Raw genomic sequence first — 17,522 nt, forward strand, 5'->3', positions numbered from 1 at the left:
GTTCCATGGTCATCGGGGCGCCCGGACCTGCGGCGGCCCGTGCGAGGGAGCGAGGTTGCCTTGGCCACGACCGTACGACGTGCCGTACTGACTCTGCCCGCCGCGCCGCTGGGCCCGGAGAATCCGCTGCCCGCGCTGCGGCCGCTCGACGAGATGCATGTGCTCGGCGAATGCGACCGGGCCGCACTGCCACGTGACATGGCACGCCAGATCGGCTACCGACCACTGACCACCGTGCTGCCGGTGCGCGTCCTCGACGGCTACGGGCGTGAGCGCACCCCCACCGGACTCGACGCGATCGTCATCGAGAACGACCGGCTTCGGGCCACCGTGCTGCCAGGGCTCGGCGGCCGTGTCCACTCCCTCCACCACAAACCCACCGGCCGGGAACTCCTCTACCGCAACCCCGTTCTGCAGCCCGCCGACTTCGCGCTCAACGGGGCCTGGTTCTCCGGCGGCATCGAGTGGAACATCGGCGCCACCGGCCACACCACACTGTCCTGCGCCCCGCTCCACGCGGCCCGCGTCACCGCGCCCGACGGGGGCGAGATGGTCCGCCTCTGGGAGTGGGAGCGGCTGCGGGACCTGCCGTTCCAGGTGGACCTGTGGCTGCCCGAGGAGTCCGACTTCCTGCACGTCGGCGTACGGATCCGCAATCCGCACGACCACACCGCGCCGGTGTACTGGTGGTCCAATATCGCCGTGCCCGAGGGCGAACGCACCCGCGTCCTGGCCCCCGCCGACGAGGCATGGCACTTCGGGTACGAACGGACCCTGACCCGGGTCCCGGTCCCCGTGTCCGGCTCCGTCGACCGTACGTACCCGCTGCGCGGCGACTACCCCGCCGACTACTTCTACGAGGTGCCCGACGGCGCCCGCCGCTGGATAGCCTCGCTCGACGAGGAGGGCCACGGGCTCGTCCAGACCTCGACCGATCTGCTGCGCGGCCGCAAGCTGTTCCTCTGGGGCAGCGGCGCGGGCGGGCGGCGCTGGCAGGAGTGGCTCACCGAGCCCGGCACCGTCGGGTACGCCGAGATCCAGGCCGGACTCGCCCGCACCCAGCTGGAGCACGTCCCCCTCGAACCGGGTGCCGAGTTCAGCTGGCTGGAGTCGTACGGGCCGCTGTCCGCGGACCCGCTCACCGTGCACGGCGAGGACTGGGCGGCGGCCCGCGCCGAGACCGAACAGCGGCTCGCCGAGGCGCTGCCGCGCTCCGAGGCCGAGGCCGCCTACGCCGCGTGGCGTCCGTGCGCCGACACCGAACCCGGTGAGCCGCTCGCCACCGGATCGGGCTGGGGCGCGCTGGAGGTCCGGCGGGGCACGTACGAGCTTCCCGGCACACCGTTCGCCGCCTCCACCCTCGGTGAACAGCAGCGACCCTGGCTGGAGTTGCTGGACCAGGGCACCATCCCCGAACCGCGCCGGGCCGCCCCGCCCGGCCCCTCACTGGTCTCCCCGCACTGGCGCGACATGCTGGAGACGGCTTCCGCCGAACCCCTCACCGAGTACCACCTGGGCGTCGCCCAGTGGCATGCCGGCGACCGCGCCCAGGCGGTCCGCAGCTGGGAGCGCGGACTGGTGCGCGCCCCGTCCCGCTGGCCGCTGCTGCGGTGCCTCGCCGTCGCCGCCGAGGAGGGCCGCCAGTGGGACCGGGCTGCCGACCTCTACACCGAGGCCTTCGAGGACCTGTGCGCGGAGCGCCGCGACGACGGTGAGGCCTGGACGGCGGCCACGGCGGCGCTGGGCCGGGAGGCGATGGAGGCGCTGCTGACGGCCGGGTGCCCCGCGGCGGTCCGGGCCGTATGGGCCGCGCTGCCTGCGGCGGTCCGGCAGCGCGGCCGCTTCCGCCTGCTGGAGGCCCGGCTGCTGATCGCCGAGGGCCACCTGGCCGCCGCCCGTGCCGTATTCGACGAGGGCTTCGAGGTCGCGGATCTGCGCGAGGGCGCGGAGATCCTGGACGAGGTGTGGGCACGGCTCACGGACGAGCCGTTGCCCGACAAATACAACTACCGGATGCGCCCGAGAAGTTGACGACCAGGCGCCGATGTCTGTCAGGTCCTCACCGCCCGGACGGCAGGCTCCGGTCGACGTACTCGAAGACCGAGCCGTCCGGGTGCACGGCGATCAGATTGCGGCCGACCGGCGTCGGTACCGGACCCGCCAGGATCCGGGCACCGACGCGGGTGAGGGCGGCGTGCGCATCGTCGACGTCCTTGACCGCGATCGTCGCCGTCACCTTGCGCAGGATCTCCAGCTCCGACTCCGGGCCGCTCATCAGCAGGAAGCAGCTGATCGCGGCGACCGAGACCCCGCCGCGCTCGAAGCGGAGCGCCGAACTGCCCGTGAGGTCCTCGTAGAAGGCCACCGCGGCCTCCAGGTCGTCGACGCAGATGCGGAGCGTGGTTCCCAGAATGTCCATGCCTGCAAGGGTAGTTGGCGGCGTGTCGGCGTGTGATCGATTCGTGGGGAGGGGCGGCGCGCCGAGACCGACCGGTGGTTGGGGGCGTCGCGGGCCCCAACCACCGGTCGGTCAGGCCCGGCAGAGCACCTCACCGTGCGGCACCATGAACCAGGCGTCGTCCCGTGTGCCCCACTCGCGCCATGCGGTGGCGATCTCCGCCAGTTTCTCGGCGCTCGCGCGGCCGCCCTCGACAGCGATCTTCGCGTACACCGAACCGACTGTGCGGTCCGCCCACAGGCCGCTCCACCAGGACCTGCTCTCCGGAGTGGCGAAACACCAGTTGGCGGCGGTCGGAGTGATGTCGGTGAAGCCGGCCCGGCGGGCCCAGGAGAGCAGCCGGCGGCCCGCGTCGGGCTCGCCGCCGTTGGCGCGGGCGACCCGGCGGTACAGGTCGAGCCAGTCGTCCAGGCCGGGAAGCTCCGGGTACCAGGCCATCGCCGCGTAGTCGCTGTCGCGGGCCGCGACGACGCCGCCGGGGCGGCAGACGCGCCGCATCTCGCGCAGTGCCTGCACCGGGTCGCCCACGTGCTGGAGCACCTGATGGGCGTGGACGACGTCGAAGGAGTCGTCGGGAAAGTCCAGCGCGTGCACATCGGCGACGGCGAACTCGACGTTGTCCAGCCCGCGTTCGGCCGCGACCCCGGCAGCCTGGGACAGGATCTCCTCGGTGGTGTCGACGGCGGTCACCCGGCCGGGAGCGACCAGCGCGGCCAGATCCGCGGTGATGGTGCCCGGTCCGCAGCCGACGTCCAGCACGGTCAGCCCGGGGCGGAGCTCGTCGATCAGATAGGCCGCGGAGTTGGCGGCGGTGCGCCAGCGGTGCGAGCGCAGCACCGACTCGTGGTGGCCGTGGGTGTAGACGGCGGTCTCCTTCGGCATGGCCGTACGTCCTTTCTCGGAACCCTCGGAACTCTCGGAGCGTGACCGGGAACGCGAGTGGCGAAGCGTCGGCCGGCGCCGTCACCGTACGCCTGAGTGCCGAATTATGAGATAGGTGTCTTGCTATATGGGCGGGCTGCACTCGCGCCCCGGCCCCGGGCCGGGGAGAGTGGACGCATGGCATCTGTCACCGCAAGACCGGCGGCATTGCCGGGCCGAAAGCCACGCGATTAGTGTGTGCTCGACATTCCGGCCACGAGAGGCAGAAGTGAACGCACCACACCTGGACGTGGCCGTGCACGAGCAGGCCGAGCTCGGCGAGGGCCCGACCTGGGACCCGGCCACCGGTCGGCTGGTCTGGGTCGACATCGTCTCCGCGCGCGTGCATACCTACGACCCGGTGAGCGGCCGCCGTACGGTGATGGCGACCGAACAGCACGTCGGCGCGGCCAAGCCGCGCGTCGCCGGCGGACTCGTGGTCAATCTGCGTGACGGCATCGGCCTGTACGGTCCCGACGGAGCCTTCCGCTGGCTGGTCCACGACCCGGTGCCGGGCCGGCGCGGAAACGACGCCGCGGTCGCGCCGGACGGCGCGCTGTGGGCGGGCACCATGCGCTACGACGGATCGGCGGACGGAGGCGGTCTCATCCGTGTCGCGGCCGACGGTGCGGTGACGGCGGTGCTGCCCGTCGCGGCGTGCGCCAACGGCATCGGCTGGAGCCCGGACGGGCGGCTGATGTACTTCATCGACACACCCACGCGCCGCGTCGACGTCTTCGATTTCGACGGTGAACACGCCGTGAACCGCCGCCCGTTCGCCACCGTCGAGGAGGGCGCGGGATTCCCCGACGGGCTGACGGTCGACGCCGAGGGGGCCGTCTGGGTCGCCCTGTGGGACGGCGCCGCGGTGCGCCGGTACACGCCCGACGGCGCCCTGGACCGGACCGTCGCACTGCCGGTGCGGCGCCCGACCGCCTGTGCCTTCGGTGGCGTCGGCCTGCGCGATCTCTACATCACCTCGGCCCGCACGGGGCTCGCCGCCCCGCACCCGCTGTCCGGTTCGCTGCTGGTGCTGCCGGACGCGGGGCACGGAATGCCCCAGGCAGCCTTCGCGGGCTGATCCCGCCTCACCCGCCGCTCCGTCGGCGGGCGCGGTCGGCCGAACCCTCGTATAAAGGGCCCTGAGTGTAAAGGGCCCTGAGTGCGAGACGACGCGACAGGACGACGGGGCGGCGGCGAAGGAGGCCCGGATGGCGCGGCAGCGGACCGAGCGGACCGGACGGTGCTCCGTACGTGAGGACCGGGGCCCCGTCCGGTACGCGCCGCCCGCCCTCGCCCCCGGTCTGCCCGTGCTGCCCGAGCTGGCCGAGGTGCTCGCCTCGGCGGCGGGCCGCGGCGAACCCGAACCGACCGGTGGCGGTGACGCACTGCGCGAGGCCGCGACCGCCTACTGGGAGCGACGCGGACTGCACGGCGGCCCGGAGCGCGTCGCCGCGGCCCCGGGCGCCTCACCGCTGCTGCTCGCGCTGATCGCCGCACACGGCGGCGACGTGCTCATGCCGCGCCCCTGCACCGCCACCTGGATCCCGCAGGCCCGGCTGCTCGGCCGACCCGCCTACCATGTGCCGACCCCGGCCGAGTGCGGTGGCGTGCCCGATCCGTACGCGCTCCTGGAGACCGTGCGAAGAGTACGCGCCGAGGGCGGCATGCCCCGGCTGCTGCTGATCTCCGTCGTCGACGATCCGACCGCCACCGTCGCCCCGCCGGAGCTGGTGAGCGAGGCGTGCGAGGCGGCGGTCGCGGAGGGGCTGCACGTCATCAGCGACGAGACCTGGCGCGACACCCTGCACCGGCCGCACGACACGGTCCTGCTCAGTCCGGCCGAGATGTGCCCCGACGACGTCACCGTCGTCTGCGACCTCGCCGGGGCGCTGACCCCGTCCGCCTGGCCGGTGGCGGTCGCCCGGTTTCCGGACACCGAACGGGCGGCGGCGCGCCACGCGCGTACGCTCGACATCCTCACCGCGCTCGGGGCGCTCGTCGCGGCGCCGGTCGCGCGGGCCGCCGCCCACGCGCTGCGCGAACCGGCTGCCGTGACGGACCGGGTCCGCCGCGCCGCCGCGCTCCAGGCGCGGGTCGCCGCCGCGGCCCACCGTGCGGTGCTGGCGTCGGGCGCGCTGGCCAGGCCCCCGCAGGCGGGCCGGCACCTCTACGCCGATCTCGGCCCGCTCAGATCCCGGCTGGCGAGCCGGGGCGTCACGGACTCGCTGGAGCTGGAGGAGTACCTGACGGAACGTCTCGGCGCGCCGACGCCGGGCGGGCACCGGTTCGGCGACGAACTGGGGGCGCTGCGCGTACGGCTGGGCACCGGGACCCTGCTCGGCTCCACCCCGGAGCAGCAACTGGAGTCCCTCACCGCTGTGGAGCCCCTGGAATTGCCGCATGTGGCCGAAGCGCTGAGCATTTTCGGAACGGCACTCGACGAACTCCGATGAGGAAATGCGAGACGGGAGTCTCTCGATGACGGAACAGACCGAGCGCTCCCGTGCCGGGACCGCGCAGCCGCACCGCGTGACCCGGGGCCGGATCGTCGGACCGCGTCCGCTGGGCGAGGTCCGCGACTGGCCCAGGAGCTTCGCCGACCGGCTCACCACGCCGCTGCCGGGTGTCATGGGCATGTCCCGGCTGGCCCGCGAGCACTCCCTGCGGCCCAACGCGGAGGGGCTGCGCGGCATCCACCGGCTCCCCTACGCTCCCGAACCCCTCCCGGCCGTCCCCGCGGGCAGCGCCTGTGTCACCTGGGCCGGGCACGCCAGCTGGATCATCCGTACCGGCGGGCTGACCGTCCTCACCGACCCCGTCTGGTCCCGGCGCATCCTCGGGACCCCGGCCAGGATCACCCCGGTCGGCGTCCGCTGGGAGGAACTGCCGCCCGTGGACGCCGTCGTCATCAGCCACAACCACTACGACCACCTCGACGCCCCCACCCTGCGCAGACTGCCCAGGGACACCCCGCTCCTCGTCCCCGCCGGACTCGGCCGCTGGTGCCGCCGTCGCCGTTTCACCTGTGTCACCGAACTCGACTGGTGGGAATCGGCGGAGATCGACGAGGTCCGCTTCGACTTCGTACCGGCCCACCACTGGTCCAAGCGCACCCTCACCGACACCTGCCGCTCCCTGTGGGGCGGCTGGATCATCGGCACCTCCGGCCCCGGCGCGCAGCGGATCCACTTCGCCGGGGACACCGGGTACGGGCACTGGTTCGGCGAGATCGGCAGCCGGTACCCCGGCATCGACCTGACCCTCCTGCCGATCGGGGCGTACGAACCGCGCTGGTGGCTCGGCGACGTGCACACCGATCCCGAGGAGGCCGTGCGGGCCTACGAGGATCTCGGCGCCCGTGCGATGGCGCCGATGCACTGGGCCACCTTCCTGCTGTCCGCGGAACCCGTACTCGAACCGCTGACCCGGCTGCGCACGGCCTGGCGACGGGCCGGACACCCCCGGACGCAGCTCTGGGACCTGCCGATCGGCGCCTCGCGCGTGCTGGAGCCGACCTCCCGAGCGATCAGTGGCTGAACCGTGCCCTCGTCTTCCGCCACATCGCGGGTGTCGCGCTGATCAGCACCGTCAGACCCACCGCCGCGACCACCCCCTGCCACGGCTCGGGGAAGAGCGAACCGCCCAGGACGCCGATCAGCTGGTACGTCGCCGCCCACGCCAGACACGCCGGCACATCGCCGCGGGCGAACCGGCACAGCGGCATCCGGGCCAGCAGACAGGCCAGCATCACCGGTAGCCGCCCCGCGGGCACCAGCCGGGACAGCACCAGCACCACCGCACCGTGCTCGTCCAGCTTCTGCTGCGCCTGCGCCAGCCGCTCCGGAGCGGCCCGGTCGCGGATCGCCCGCAGCCACTTCGAACCGTTCCTCGACCGCACCCCGCGCCGGCCGAGCCAGTACAGACAGATGTCACCGAGGAACGCCGCAGCCGAGGCCACCACGAAGACGATCAGCAGCGAGAAGGGCGACGAATGATGCAGCGCCACCACGGCGGCCGAGCTCACCAGCGCGCCCGTCGGCACCACCGGCACCAGCGCACCCAGCGCCACCAGCAGGAACAGGGACGGATAGCCGACCGCCTGCTGCGTCGACTCCGGGGGCAGCTGCCCCACGACCTGCGGGATCACCTGGCGGCCTCCGGCCGCACATGCTCGCCGTGGGACAGCCGGTGCACGGCCACCTCCGGAGTCAGTAGCGCCGCCTTGCGGACGAACTCGTCACCCGGTGAGTGGAACTCGTGCGGCCTGACCCCGTCCAGGCCGATCGGCCAGTACGTGCCGTAGTGCACCGGCACCGCGGAGCGCGGCGCCAGCCGGGCCAAGGCCTGCGCCGCCCGGCCCGCGTCGAGATGACTGTGGCCCAGATACGGGCCCCAGCCGCCCACCGGCAGCAGCGCCACGTCCACCGGACCGACCACCTGCGCCATCTCGTCGAAGAGCCCCGTGTCACCGGCGAAATACGTCCGGGCCTCGCCCTCGACCACGAAGCCGAGGGCGGGGGAGCGGTGCGGGCCCACCGGCAGCCGCCTGCCGTCGTGCATCGCCGGAACCGCCCGTACCCGCACCTCGCCGACCCGGACCTCGTCACCCGGGGCCACCTCGGTGATCCGCAGCCCGCGCGCCGAGCGCAGCCCCCGCAGCCCCGGCACGGCGCGCACCGCGCCCAGCGGCACGATCAGCCTGCTGCCGGGGGCGAGCCTGGACAGGGACGGCAGATGCAGATGGTCGGAATGCAGATGCGAGACGAGCACCACATCGGCGACCGCCGCCTCGGGACCGGGCAGCTCGCCGCGGCGGCGGCGCAGATGCGCGAAGCGCCGCACGAACAGCGGATCGGTCAGCACCCGCACCCCGGAGTCCTCAATGGTGCAGGTGGCATGACCCCACCAGGTGACTTCCACCGGCACGCGACGCCTCCTCGTTCCCGGGTTCTCGATTCCGGCCCCGGCATCGAGCCTAAGGGCTGGACCGGGCAGGGGCGCACTGGTGTTCCGTGCCGACGCTCCGCGCTCCCGCAGTCCCGGCACGCGCCTTCTTGCGCACGGGGCCGGAGGGTAGGGTCGCCGAGCTGCCGCGCGGCAGACGGCAGCTCGACGACACGACCTAGCACGGGGGGACGGCCATGGGGGACGTCACGGATGTACGGGTGGCGGCCATCGCCAGTCTCACACCACTCGAGGAACTCGACAGCGATCCGTTCCTCGTGGACACCCGCAGCCAGCACGACATGTGCGCCCGCTGGGCCGCCGACAAGGGATACGTCGTCACCCGTCAGCTGCGGCTGTACGGGCTGCGCCCCGACCACCACGCCCTGTGGACCGACGTCGAGAGCGGCGAGGTCGAGCTGTTCGTCGCCGCCAACGACCGGGTGCTGGCCCGGGCACTCACCTCGGTGCCGGAGTTCGCAGCGGAGTGCGAGCGGCGCGGTGTGCGCCTGGAATTCGCGGGGCTGGACGAGCCGCCGTACAACGCCCGTACGAAGGCGAGCGTGCATCGCAGGCTCTCCATGCCGACCGCCGGCTACGACGGCTGCTGACCCGGCTCCCGGCCGCTGCGGCCGGGGCCCGCGCGGCCGCTGTGAAAAGCTGGGGGCCAGGACTCGGAACGGCGGGGTCCGGACGTGAGGTGGAGCGGCGTGGGTGACGGGCGATGGCGAGCGGCCGGGAGCGCCCTGATGCGAGTGGTCGTGGTGTGGGCGGTCTCGACGCTCACGATGCTGCTGCTCGCCGGGATTCTGCCGGACTTCCAGCTCCAGTCGGACGACGGCGACAGCATAACCAAGACCGCGTTCACCGCGGCCTGGGGCGCCGGCGCCTTCGGTCTGCTCTCCGCGCTGGTCTGGCCGGCCGTGGTACGGGCCCTGCTCATCGTGCCCGCGCTGGTCCTCGGGCTGCTCGTCTTCTTCCTGAACGGCTCGCTGCTGCTGGTCGCCCTGCGGCTCATCCCGGACGGGCGCGGCGCCGCCGACCCGGAGATGGCCGTCGTGGTCGCGGCCGTGATGTCCGCCGTCGCCTCGGCGACCTCCACCGCGCTCGCCGTCCGCGACGACAACGCCTACCGACGCAGGCTCTCCCGGCTGGCCGTCCGCCGCCGACGGCGCAGCGGTGCCGACAGCGGGCGCAGCGGGCCGCCGGGGACAGTCTTCATCCAGCTCGACGGCGTCGGCCACGACGTGCTCGCCCATGCCGCCGACACGGGCCTGATGCCGACCGTCGCGCAGTGGCTGGCGGACGAGGAGGGGCACCGGCTCACACCGTGGCGCACCGACTGGTCCAGCCAGACCGGGGCCAGCCAGCTCGGAATCCTGCACGGCAGCAACCACGACGTCCCCGCCTTCCGCTGGTACGAGAAGGAGACCGGCGACGTCATGGTCTCCAGCAGGCCCGCGAGCGCCCTCGAACTCCAGCGCAGGGCCGTCGCGCGCACCGACGACGGCGGACTGCTCGCGCTGGACGGTGCCAGCCGCGGCAACCTCTTCAGCGGCGGCGCCGACCAACTGGCGCTCGTCCTGTCCATGGCGGCCCGGTTCGGCAGGGGCCGCCGCTCCAGGGCCGGGTACTTCGCGTACTTCTCCGACCCGGCCAACGCCGTACGCACCGCGGTGTCGTTCGTCGCCGAGGTCTGCCGCGAGATCGGCCAGTCGACCCGGGCGCGGATGCGGAAGGTCACGCCCCGGATCAAGCGCGGCGGGCTGTATCCCTTCATCCGGGCCTTCGCGACCGTCGTCGAACGCGATGTGGTGGTCGCCGCCGTCATCGGGGACATGTTCGCCGGCCGCACCGCCGTCTACGCCGACCTGGTCGCCTACGACGAGGTGGCGCACCACTCCGGACCGAACAGCCGCGACGCGGAGAAGGTGCTCGCGCGCCTGGACCGCTCGCTGGCCCTGATCGTCAAGGTCGCCGAGCACACCCCGCGCACCTACCGGATCGTGCTCCTCTCCGACCACGGCCAGAGCCCCGGGGAGACCTTTGCGGGGGCGTACGGACTGACCCTCAAGGACCTGGTGCGGGCGGGCTGCGGGCTGCCCGTGCCCCGCCGGGCGCAGCGCACCCGCAGCGGCTCGGAGGCGCGTGACGCGGTACGGATCGCGCTGCACCGGCCGGTCGACGAGGAGGCGGCGGAGCACCTCGCGAAGCCGTCCGACCCCGTGGTCCTCGCCTCCGGGAACCTCGGCCTGATCTCCTTCCCCGACATCGAGGGGCGGGCCTCGCGCGAACAGCTCGACCACTGCCACCCCGCCCTGCTCGGCACCCTCGCCAACCACCCCGGCATCGGCTTTCTGCTGGTCCGCAGCGAGCGTCATGGATCGGTGGTGCTGGGCCGCGGCGGCACGGAGATCCCGGTCTCGGAGCTGGTCGACGGGGAAGGCCCGCTGGCCCCGTTCGGCCCCGGAGCGGCCGCGGCGGTGCGGCGTACGGACACCTTCCCGCACGTCGCCGACATCATGGTCAACTCGATGCACGACGACGCGACGGGCCATGTGCACGCCTTCGAGGAGCAGATCGGCTCGCACGGCGGCCTGGGCGGCGAGCAGTCCCGCCCGTTCCTGCTGTGGCCGGCCCAGCTGTCCGAGCCGGTGGCACCCGGCAAGGAGCTGGTGGGCGCCGAACAGGTGCACAAGGTGCTGCGCCGCTGGCTGCGGGAGTGCTCGGGTCCGCAGATTCCCCTGTCGGCGCCGGGTGCGGTGGCCGGCGCCGACGAGGCGGACGGCACGGTCCAGGCAGCCGGCTGAGGGTCGTTGTCAGTGGTGGACGGCAGGATGGGGGCCATGACGAACTCAGCTGTTGTGCTCGCCGACACCGCCGCCTACGCCGCCGCGGTCGAAGAAGCGACGAAGGCCGCCGCCGCGTACTACGCCACGGGTGAGAGCACGCTCGACGACGACGCCTACGACCGGCTGGTGCGGGGGATCGCCGCCTACGAGCAGGAGCACCCGCAGGAGGTGCTGGCCGCCTCCCCGACCGGCAAGGTGGCGGGTGGCGCCGCCGCCGGGGACGTGCCGCACACGGTGCCGATGCTCTCGCTGGACAATGTGTTCTCGGCCGACCAGTTCGTCACCTGGACGGCGTCGCTGGAGCGCCGGATAGGACGGCCCGTCGCGGCGTGGAGCGTGGAGCCGAAGCTCGACGGACTGGCGGTCGCGGCGCGCTTCCGGGCGGGCCGCCTGGAACAGCTGATCACCCGGGGCGACGGCACCGCGGGCGAGGACGTCTCGCATGCGATCGGCACCGTGGTGGGCCTGCCCGAGCAGCTCGCCGAGCCGGTGACGATCGAGATGCGCGGCGAGATCCTCATGACGACCCAGCAGTTCGAGCAGGCCAACGCCGTGCGCACGGAACACGGCGGCGCCCCCTTCGCCAACCCGAGGAACGGCGCGGCGGGCACCCTCCGGGCCAAGGACCGCGCGTACACGGTGGAGATGACGTTCTTCGCCTACGGCGCCCTGCCGCTGCCCGACTCCGGCGAGCTCACCGACACCCTCGCCGAACTCCCGCACAGCGAGGTCCTCGCGTTCGTCGACCGCCTCGGCGTGCACACCGCCGCGGACACGGACGTGGCCCCGCGCACCGTCACCACCGTCCAGGAGGTGCAGAGCCGGGTGGAGGAAGTCGCAGCCCTGCGCGCCTCGTTGCCCTTCGGTATCGACGGCATCGTGATCAAGGCCGATCTCGCGGCCGACCGGCGCGAGGCCGGTTCCGGGAGCCGGGCGCCGCGCTGGGCCATCGCCTACAAGCTCCCGGCCGTCGAGAAGGTCACCCGGCTCCTCGGCGTCGAGTGGAACGTGGGACGCACCGGCATCATCGCGCCGCGCGCGGTGCTGGAGCCGGTCGAGATCGACGGCTCGACCGTCAGCTACGCCACGCTGCACAACCCCGCCGACATCACCCGCCGCGACCTGCGCCTGGGCGACCGGGTGATGGTCTACAAGGCGGGCGACATCATCCCCCGCATCGAGGCCCCCGTCGCCCATCTGCGGACCGGTGACGAGAAGCCGATCGACTTCCCCGAGTCGTGCCCGCAGTGCGGCTCCGAAATAGACACCAGCGAGCAGCGCTGGCGCTGTGTCCGGGGCCGCGACTGCCGGCTCGTCGCTTCCATCTCGTACGCGGCGGGCCGCGACCAGCTCGACATCGAGGGCCTCGGTGCTACCCGTGTCGTCCAGCTCGTCGACGCCGGTCTGGTCGCCGACTTCGCCGACCTCTTCACCCTCGACCGCGAGCAGCTGCTGAGCCTCGAGCGGATGGGCGAGACCAGCACCGACAACCTCCTGGCCGCCATCGAGACGGCGCGTACCCAGCCGCTCTCCCGGGTCTTCTGCGCGCTGGGGGTGCGCGGCACCGGTCGTTCCATGTCGCGGCGGATCGCCCGGTACTTCGCGGACATGGACCGGATCAGGGCGGCCGATGCCGAGGAGCTCCAGCGGGTCGACGGCATCGGTAAGGAGAAGGCCGCAGGCGTGGTCGCGGAGCTGGTGGAGCTGGCCCCGCTGATCGAGAAGCTGGTGGCCGCCGGGGTCAACATGACGGAGCCCGGAGCCACGCCGCCGCCCGAGCCGGGGGAGGAGGGCGAGGAGCCGGCCGCCACCTCGGACGGGGAGGGCGGTGCCCTGCCGCTGGACGGGATGACGGTGGTGGTCACCGGCGCCATGACCGGCGTACTGGAGAAGCTCTCCCGGAACGAGATGAACGAGCTGATCGAGCGGGCCGGCGGCAAGTCCTCGTCGAGTGTCTCCAAGCGCACCTCGCTCCTGGTCGCCGGGGAGAAGGCCGGATCCAAGCGCACCAAGGCGGAGGACCTCGGCATCCGGATCGCCGCGCCGGACGAGTTCGCCGAACTGGTCGCGGTGTTCCTGCCGTCAGAGGTGTGAGGCACGGCGCCGCGCGGCCGAGCCCTTGGATTTTGCCCGGGAGTGGCTTTCTTTGCCTCCCTATTGCATAGTGAGGGCTCGGCCATGCCTCGCTATCAGCGAGTCATGGGTGTGTGCGGCCGTGACGGCGAGCCGGTGGGAGGGGCGATGCGTTCTCTGCACGAGGGGCGACGACTCGGCCCCTCCGTTCGCCGGGACCACCAGGACCACCGCGGTGTCACCCGTGGCCTCGCCCTCGATCTCGGCAGTTCCCGCACCCGTGTCTGGGTGCCCGGACACGGCGTCCTGGCCGACACCGACGTCTGCGGTGACCCGGGTAGGGGAGCCGGGCACGGCCGCCCGGTCCGGCGGGGGCGCATCGTCGACCCCGAGTCCTGCGGCCGGATGCTCGGCCGCATCGCCGACACGGCGCTGGGCGCGGACCGCACCGGCACCGTGATCGTCCTCAGCCACCCCGTCCTCGCCGGGGCCCGCCAGCGTGCCGAGGCCAGGGAATTGATCGCCGCTCTGGGGCCGACGACCGTCATCGCCCTCGACAGCGCGAGGGCCGCCGCCTACGCCGGACCGCGCGACGGCGGCCCGCTGCTCGTCGTCGACATCGGCGCCGAACTGACCGAGGCGACCCTGCTCGTCGACGGGCAGGTCCGCGACGCCCGCCAGGCCGAGACGGGGCTGGGCGACCTCGCCCCGGCACAGCCGCCCACCGCCATCGTCCGCACCGTCCTGGACATGATCATGGAGATGTGGAAGCAGGACCGGCACGGTGCCGTTCTCGGGGCCCTGCGCAGGGGCCCGTTGCTTGCCGGGGGCGGAGCCGCCCGCCCCGACATCACCAACCGGATCGCGGTCCGCCTCGGGGTTCCGGTGCGTCTCGCCGACGACCCGGCGACGGCCGTCGTACGCGGCGCCGGGATGGTCCTCAGCTCTGTCCTCCGCCGGGCCGGCGCGGCCCCGGTCCTGACCGGCCGAACCGGGTGACCCCCCTCCCGGGGCCGCCCCCGGGGAACGTGCCCCCAGGGGCCTGCCCGACCGGTCACGGCCGGGGTCGCGCCGTCCGTCCCGGCACCGCGCAGGCGGCCCGGCTGGTTCTCGCCGCCCTTCTGCTCGCCGTTCTCACCGTTGTCGGCGGCACCCCCGCAGCCGCCGGATCCGTACCCCCCGCCCGGCCGTTCGCCGGCGTCCCGCCCTCCGCCGCGTACACCCCCGGCGCCCACCAGCCCACCCCGCACACCGACCGGACCGCCCGCACGGGCACCGTCCACGACACCCGGCGCACCCGCACCGCCACGGCCACCGACCACCAGCGGTCCGGGCCACCGACCGCACCCCGCCCCCAGCCCCGGGCCGGCAGCGACCAGGCCCGCACCGCGCACCACCTCCCGCCGCCCGGTCCCGATGCCCTGCTGCCCGGCGCGCCCGGCATCCACGCACCCCACCGGGCCGATCTCCCGGCCCCCACCGCAGCCTCCCGTGCCACCGACCACTCGCGCACCGCGCTACCCGGCGTACGCGGGCCTCCACGGACGGCCGTTCACCGGCCACCGGTCCTGCCACCGGTCCCGTCCCACAGAACCGCCGTGCCGCCCCTGCCGAGGTGAGGGCGCCCGGCGCCCCTCGGAGGAAAACCATGACTCGCGCCACCACGGTGCGAGCGGTGCTGGCTGCCGCCGTACTGCTCGTCTCCGTGCTCATTTCGCTGACCATGTCACCCAGACTCGGCCTTGACCTCAAGGGCGGCACCCGGATGGTGCTCCAGGCCAAGGACTCGGACACCGCGAAGGCGGACCGGGAGAGCACCGAGCGCACGCTCGAAGTACTGCGCCAGCGCATCGACTCGCTCGGCGTCGCCGAACCCACGCTGACCCGCTCCGGCGAGGACCGGATCATCGTCGAGCTCCCGGACGTCCAGGACCCGCGCAAGGCCGCCGAGGTCATCGGCAGAACCGCCCAGCTCAGCTTCCACGCGGTCCAGGGCCCGGGGAGCGTCGAGGACGGCAAGGACGGCAAGGACGGCAAGGACGGCAAGGACGGTGCGGGGCCGACCCTCCCCGACGAACAGGGGCGCGCCCTCGACCTCGGCCCGGCCGTTCTCTCCGGCGCGGGTGTCAAGGACGCCACCGCCGTGTTCGACGCCCAGCAGGGCGCCGGCTGGACCGTGTCCCTCGACTTCCACAAGCAGGCCGGCCGGGACTGGACCCGGCTGACCGGCGAAGCCGCATGCCACCCGGTCCAGGACGACCGCCGCCGCGTCGCCATCGTCCTCGACCAGCAGATCATCTCCTCGCCGCAGGTCTCCCCGACGGTCGCCTGCAACACCGGCCTGCCCTCCGGCTCCACCCAGATCACCGGATCGTTCAGCGCGGACGAGGCCCGCGAACTGGCCCTGCTGATCAAGGGCGGCGCCCTGCCGCTCCCCGTCGAGATCGTCGAGCAGCGGACCGTCGGACCGACGCTCGGCGCCGCCGCGATCGATGCCAGCGCCCGCGCCGCCCTCATCGGCGCCGCCGCCACCGCACTCTTCATCACCGTCATCTACCGGCTCTTCGGCGCGCTCGCCGCCGTCGCGCTCGCAGCCTACGGACTGATCTCCTACGCAGCCCTGGTCGGCCTCGGCGTCACCCTCACCCTGCCCGGCCTCGCCGGATTCGTCCTGGCCATCGGAATGGCGGTCGACGCCAACGTACTGGTCTTCGAACGGGCCAGGGAGGAACACGCACAGCATCCGGGCCGCTCCCTGCGCTCCTCGCTGACCGCCGGATTCAAGGGCGCCTGGAGCGCCGTCGCCGACTCCAACGTGACGACGCTGATCGCGGCCGGACTGCTCTTCTTCCTCGGCTCCGGACCGGTGAAGGGCTTCGGCGTCACCCTCGCCATCGGTGTCATCGCCTCCATGTTCTCCGCGCTCGTCGTCGCCCGCGCGCTCACCGAGATCGCCGCGGGCTCCCGGTTCGTCAGCTCCTACCGGGGCGTCAACGGCATCGCGTTCCCCGGCCGGGTCCGCACCTGGCTGACCCGCCGCGATCCCCGCCTGATGCGGTATCCGCGCCGCTGGCTGATGGTTTCCACCGCACTGGTCGCCGTCGCGGTTCTCGGCATCGTCGTGCGCGGTGTCAACCTGGGCGTCGAGTTCACCGGCGGCCGGCTCATCGAGTACTCGACGAGCCGGCCCGTCGACGTGGAGCAGGCCCGCGCCGCGCTGGCCGACGCGGGCTTCGGCGACGCCGAGGTGACCACGGCCGGGTCGGGCGACCTCTCCGTACGGACCGGTGAACTCGACAACGACGGCGAACACGCCCTGCGCGCCGCCCTCGAGGAGGAAGGCGGCAAGACCACCAAGGTCCGCGACGAGCTGATCGGCCCCAGCCTCGGCGACGAACTGCGGCGCAATGCCCTGATCGCACTCGGCATCGCCGTCTTCGTGCAACTGATCTATCTGGCGGTCCGGTTCCGCTGGACGTTCGCCGTGGCCGCGGTCGGGGCGCTGGTCCACGACGTGATCATCCTGGTCGGTGCCTTCGCCTGGCTCGGCCGTACCATCGACGGCATCTTCCTGGCCGCGCTCCTCACCGTCATCGGATACTCCGTCAACGACTCGGTGGTGGTCTTCGACCGGGTACGGGAACTCTGGGCGAAGGCCCGTCGCGTACCGCTGGCCACCATCGCCGACCGGGCCGTTCTCCAGACCGTCCCACGAACGGTCAACACCGGAATGGGCGCGCTCTTCATTCTCGTCGCGCTTGCGGTGCTGGGCGGTGACTCCCTCGCGGACTTCGCCCTCGCCCTGCTCATCGGCATCTGCGTCGGCACGTACTCCTCGGTGCTGACCGCCGTGCCGGTCGCCCTCGTGCTGGAGCGCAGCAGCAAGGCCCCGCCGCCCGCCCGCAAGCGGGCACCGCGACGTCGGTCCGGTAAGGGGCGGGCGCGCCGGGATCCGCTCGACAACGGAGCACGCGTCTAGGGCGTGTTTCGAAGGTCCCACCTGGTCGGGGGCGCCTGGCACTTCCCCCGAGCTCTCGGCTTCGCTCGAGCAGGGGAGACCATTGCTCGCCGCGTTGTCGGTCGTAGGCGCAGCCCGCTGCGCTCTCCTCCCTCCGCCTCGCGATCGCACGCATCAGGCGCCCCCGACCCCGCCCTCCGGGCGGACGACGCCACTTTCGAAACACGCCCTGGCGTCGTCGAGTCGGCTGCTCCGGGTCCGTTCCGGATCGGTTCCGGCGCTCGAAGTCCGCTTCGGGCGCCGGCTCGGCGCC

14 protein-coding genes are annotated in these 17,522 nt (G+C 73.2%); 10 read left to right on the forward strand and 4 right to left on the reverse strand.

The features are described 5' to 3' along the window. Positions 1-60: 60 nt before the first annotated feature. Positions 61-2,031, forward strand: coding sequence for a DUF5107 domain-containing protein (locus ACWCQ6_RS13745; protein ID WP_451088706.1), 1,971 nt, complete (start codon positions 61-63; stop codon positions 2,029-2,031). 28 nt (positions 2,032-2,059) lie between these two features. Here ACWCQ6_RS13745 and ACWCQ6_RS13750 read toward each other — a convergent pair whose 3' ends face one another. Both ACWCQ6_RS13750 and ACWCQ6_RS13755 read right to left on the reverse strand, forming a co-directional pair. Beyond that, complete coding sequence (locus tag ACWCQ6_RS13750) at positions 2,060-2,419, reverse strand: VOC family protein (protein WP_451088708.1); 360 nt, start codon at positions 2,417-2,419, stop codon at positions 2,060-2,062. Positions 2,420-2,530: 111 nt separating this feature from the next. Next, positions 2,531-3,340 (reverse strand): class I SAM-dependent methyltransferase, encoded by an 810-nt coding sequence (locus ACWCQ6_RS13755; RefSeq protein ID WP_451088710.1) that lies wholly within the window; start codon positions 3,338-3,340, stop codon positions 2,531-2,533. Between the two features lie 268 nt (positions 3,341-3,608). Here ACWCQ6_RS13755 and ACWCQ6_RS13760 point away from each other — a divergent pair, with 268 nt between their 5' ends. From ACWCQ6_RS13760 to ACWCQ6_RS13770, 3 genes are all read left to right on the forward strand, one after another. After that, the gene (locus ACWCQ6_RS13760; protein ID WP_451088712.1) at positions 3,609-4,460 is read left to right on the forward strand and encodes an SMP-30/gluconolactonase/LRE family protein; all 852 of its coding nucleotides are present in this window, start codon (positions 3,609-3,611) and stop codon (positions 4,458-4,460) included. Between the two features lie 130 nt (positions 4,461-4,590). Further along, entirely contained in the window at positions 4,591-5,835 is a 1,245-nt protein-coding gene (locus tag ACWCQ6_RS13765; protein WP_451088714.1) for an aminotransferase class I/II-fold pyridoxal phosphate-dependent enzyme, read from the forward strand. 25 nt (positions 5,836-5,860) lie between these two features. After that, positions 5,861-6,919: an MBL fold metallo-hydrolase gene (locus ACWCQ6_RS13770; protein WP_451088716.1), complete on the forward strand. Its 1,059-nt coding sequence runs from the start codon at positions 5,861-5,863 to the stop codon at positions 6,917-6,919. On the opposite strand, the gene ACWCQ6_RS13775 is transcribed toward ACWCQ6_RS13770, so the two are convergent. Both ACWCQ6_RS13775 and ACWCQ6_RS13780 read right to left on the reverse strand, forming a co-directional pair. Further along, on the reverse strand, positions 6,909-7,529 hold the full coding sequence (locus ACWCQ6_RS13775; RefSeq protein WP_451088719.1) for a DedA family protein: 621 nt from the start codon (positions 7,527-7,529) through the stop codon (positions 6,909-6,911). The genes ACWCQ6_RS13770 and ACWCQ6_RS13775 overlap by 11 nt on opposite strands. After that, the gene (locus ACWCQ6_RS13780; protein WP_451088721.1) at positions 7,526-8,308 is read right to left on the reverse strand and encodes an MBL fold metallo-hydrolase; all 783 of its coding nucleotides are present in this window, start codon (positions 8,306-8,308) and stop codon (positions 7,526-7,528) included. Before ACWCQ6_RS13780 ends, ACWCQ6_RS13775 begins: the two co-directional genes overlap by 4 nt. 215 nt (positions 8,309-8,523) lie before the next feature. Here ACWCQ6_RS13780 and ACWCQ6_RS13785 point away from each other — a divergent pair, with 215 nt between their 5' ends. The 6 genes from ACWCQ6_RS13785 (at position 8,524) to secD (ending at position 17,230) form a co-directional block, all read left to right on the forward strand. Continuing rightward, positions 8,524-8,937: a hypothetical protein gene (locus tag ACWCQ6_RS13785; RefSeq protein ID WP_451088723.1), complete on the forward strand. Its 414-nt coding sequence runs from the start codon at positions 8,524-8,526 to the stop codon at positions 8,935-8,937. A gap of 99 nt (positions 8,938-9,036) precedes the next feature. After that, entirely contained in the window at positions 9,037-11,136 is a 2,100-nt protein-coding gene (locus ACWCQ6_RS13790; protein WP_451088725.1) for an alkaline phosphatase family protein, read from the forward strand. Between the two features lie 27 nt (positions 11,137-11,163). Then, positions 11,164-13,272 carry an NAD-dependent DNA ligase LigA gene (gene ligA / locus ACWCQ6_RS13795; RefSeq protein WP_451088727.1) on the forward strand — a complete coding sequence of 703 codons (2,109 nt, stop codon included), beginning with the start codon at positions 11,164-11,166 and terminating at the stop codon, positions 13,270-13,272. 147 nt (positions 13,273-13,419) lie between these two features. Further along, positions 13,420-14,250: a rod shape-determining protein gene (locus tag ACWCQ6_RS13800; protein ID WP_451088729.1), complete on the forward strand. Its 831-nt coding sequence runs from the start codon at positions 13,420-13,422 to the stop codon at positions 14,248-14,250. A gap of 29 nt (positions 14,251-14,279) precedes the next feature. After that, positions 14,280-14,870 carry a hypothetical protein gene (locus ACWCQ6_RS13805; RefSeq protein WP_451088731.1) on the forward strand — a complete coding sequence of 197 codons (591 nt, stop codon included), beginning with the start codon at positions 14,280-14,282 and terminating at the stop codon, positions 14,868-14,870. Between the two features lie 29 nt (positions 14,871-14,899). Next, complete coding sequence (gene secD / locus ACWCQ6_RS13810) at positions 14,900-17,230, forward strand: protein translocase subunit SecD (RefSeq protein WP_451088733.1); 2,331 nt, start codon at positions 14,900-14,902, stop codon at positions 17,228-17,230. Positions 17,231-17,522: the final 292 nt, after the last annotated feature.

The organism is Streptomyces sp. NPDC001880 (assembly GCF_053594575.1).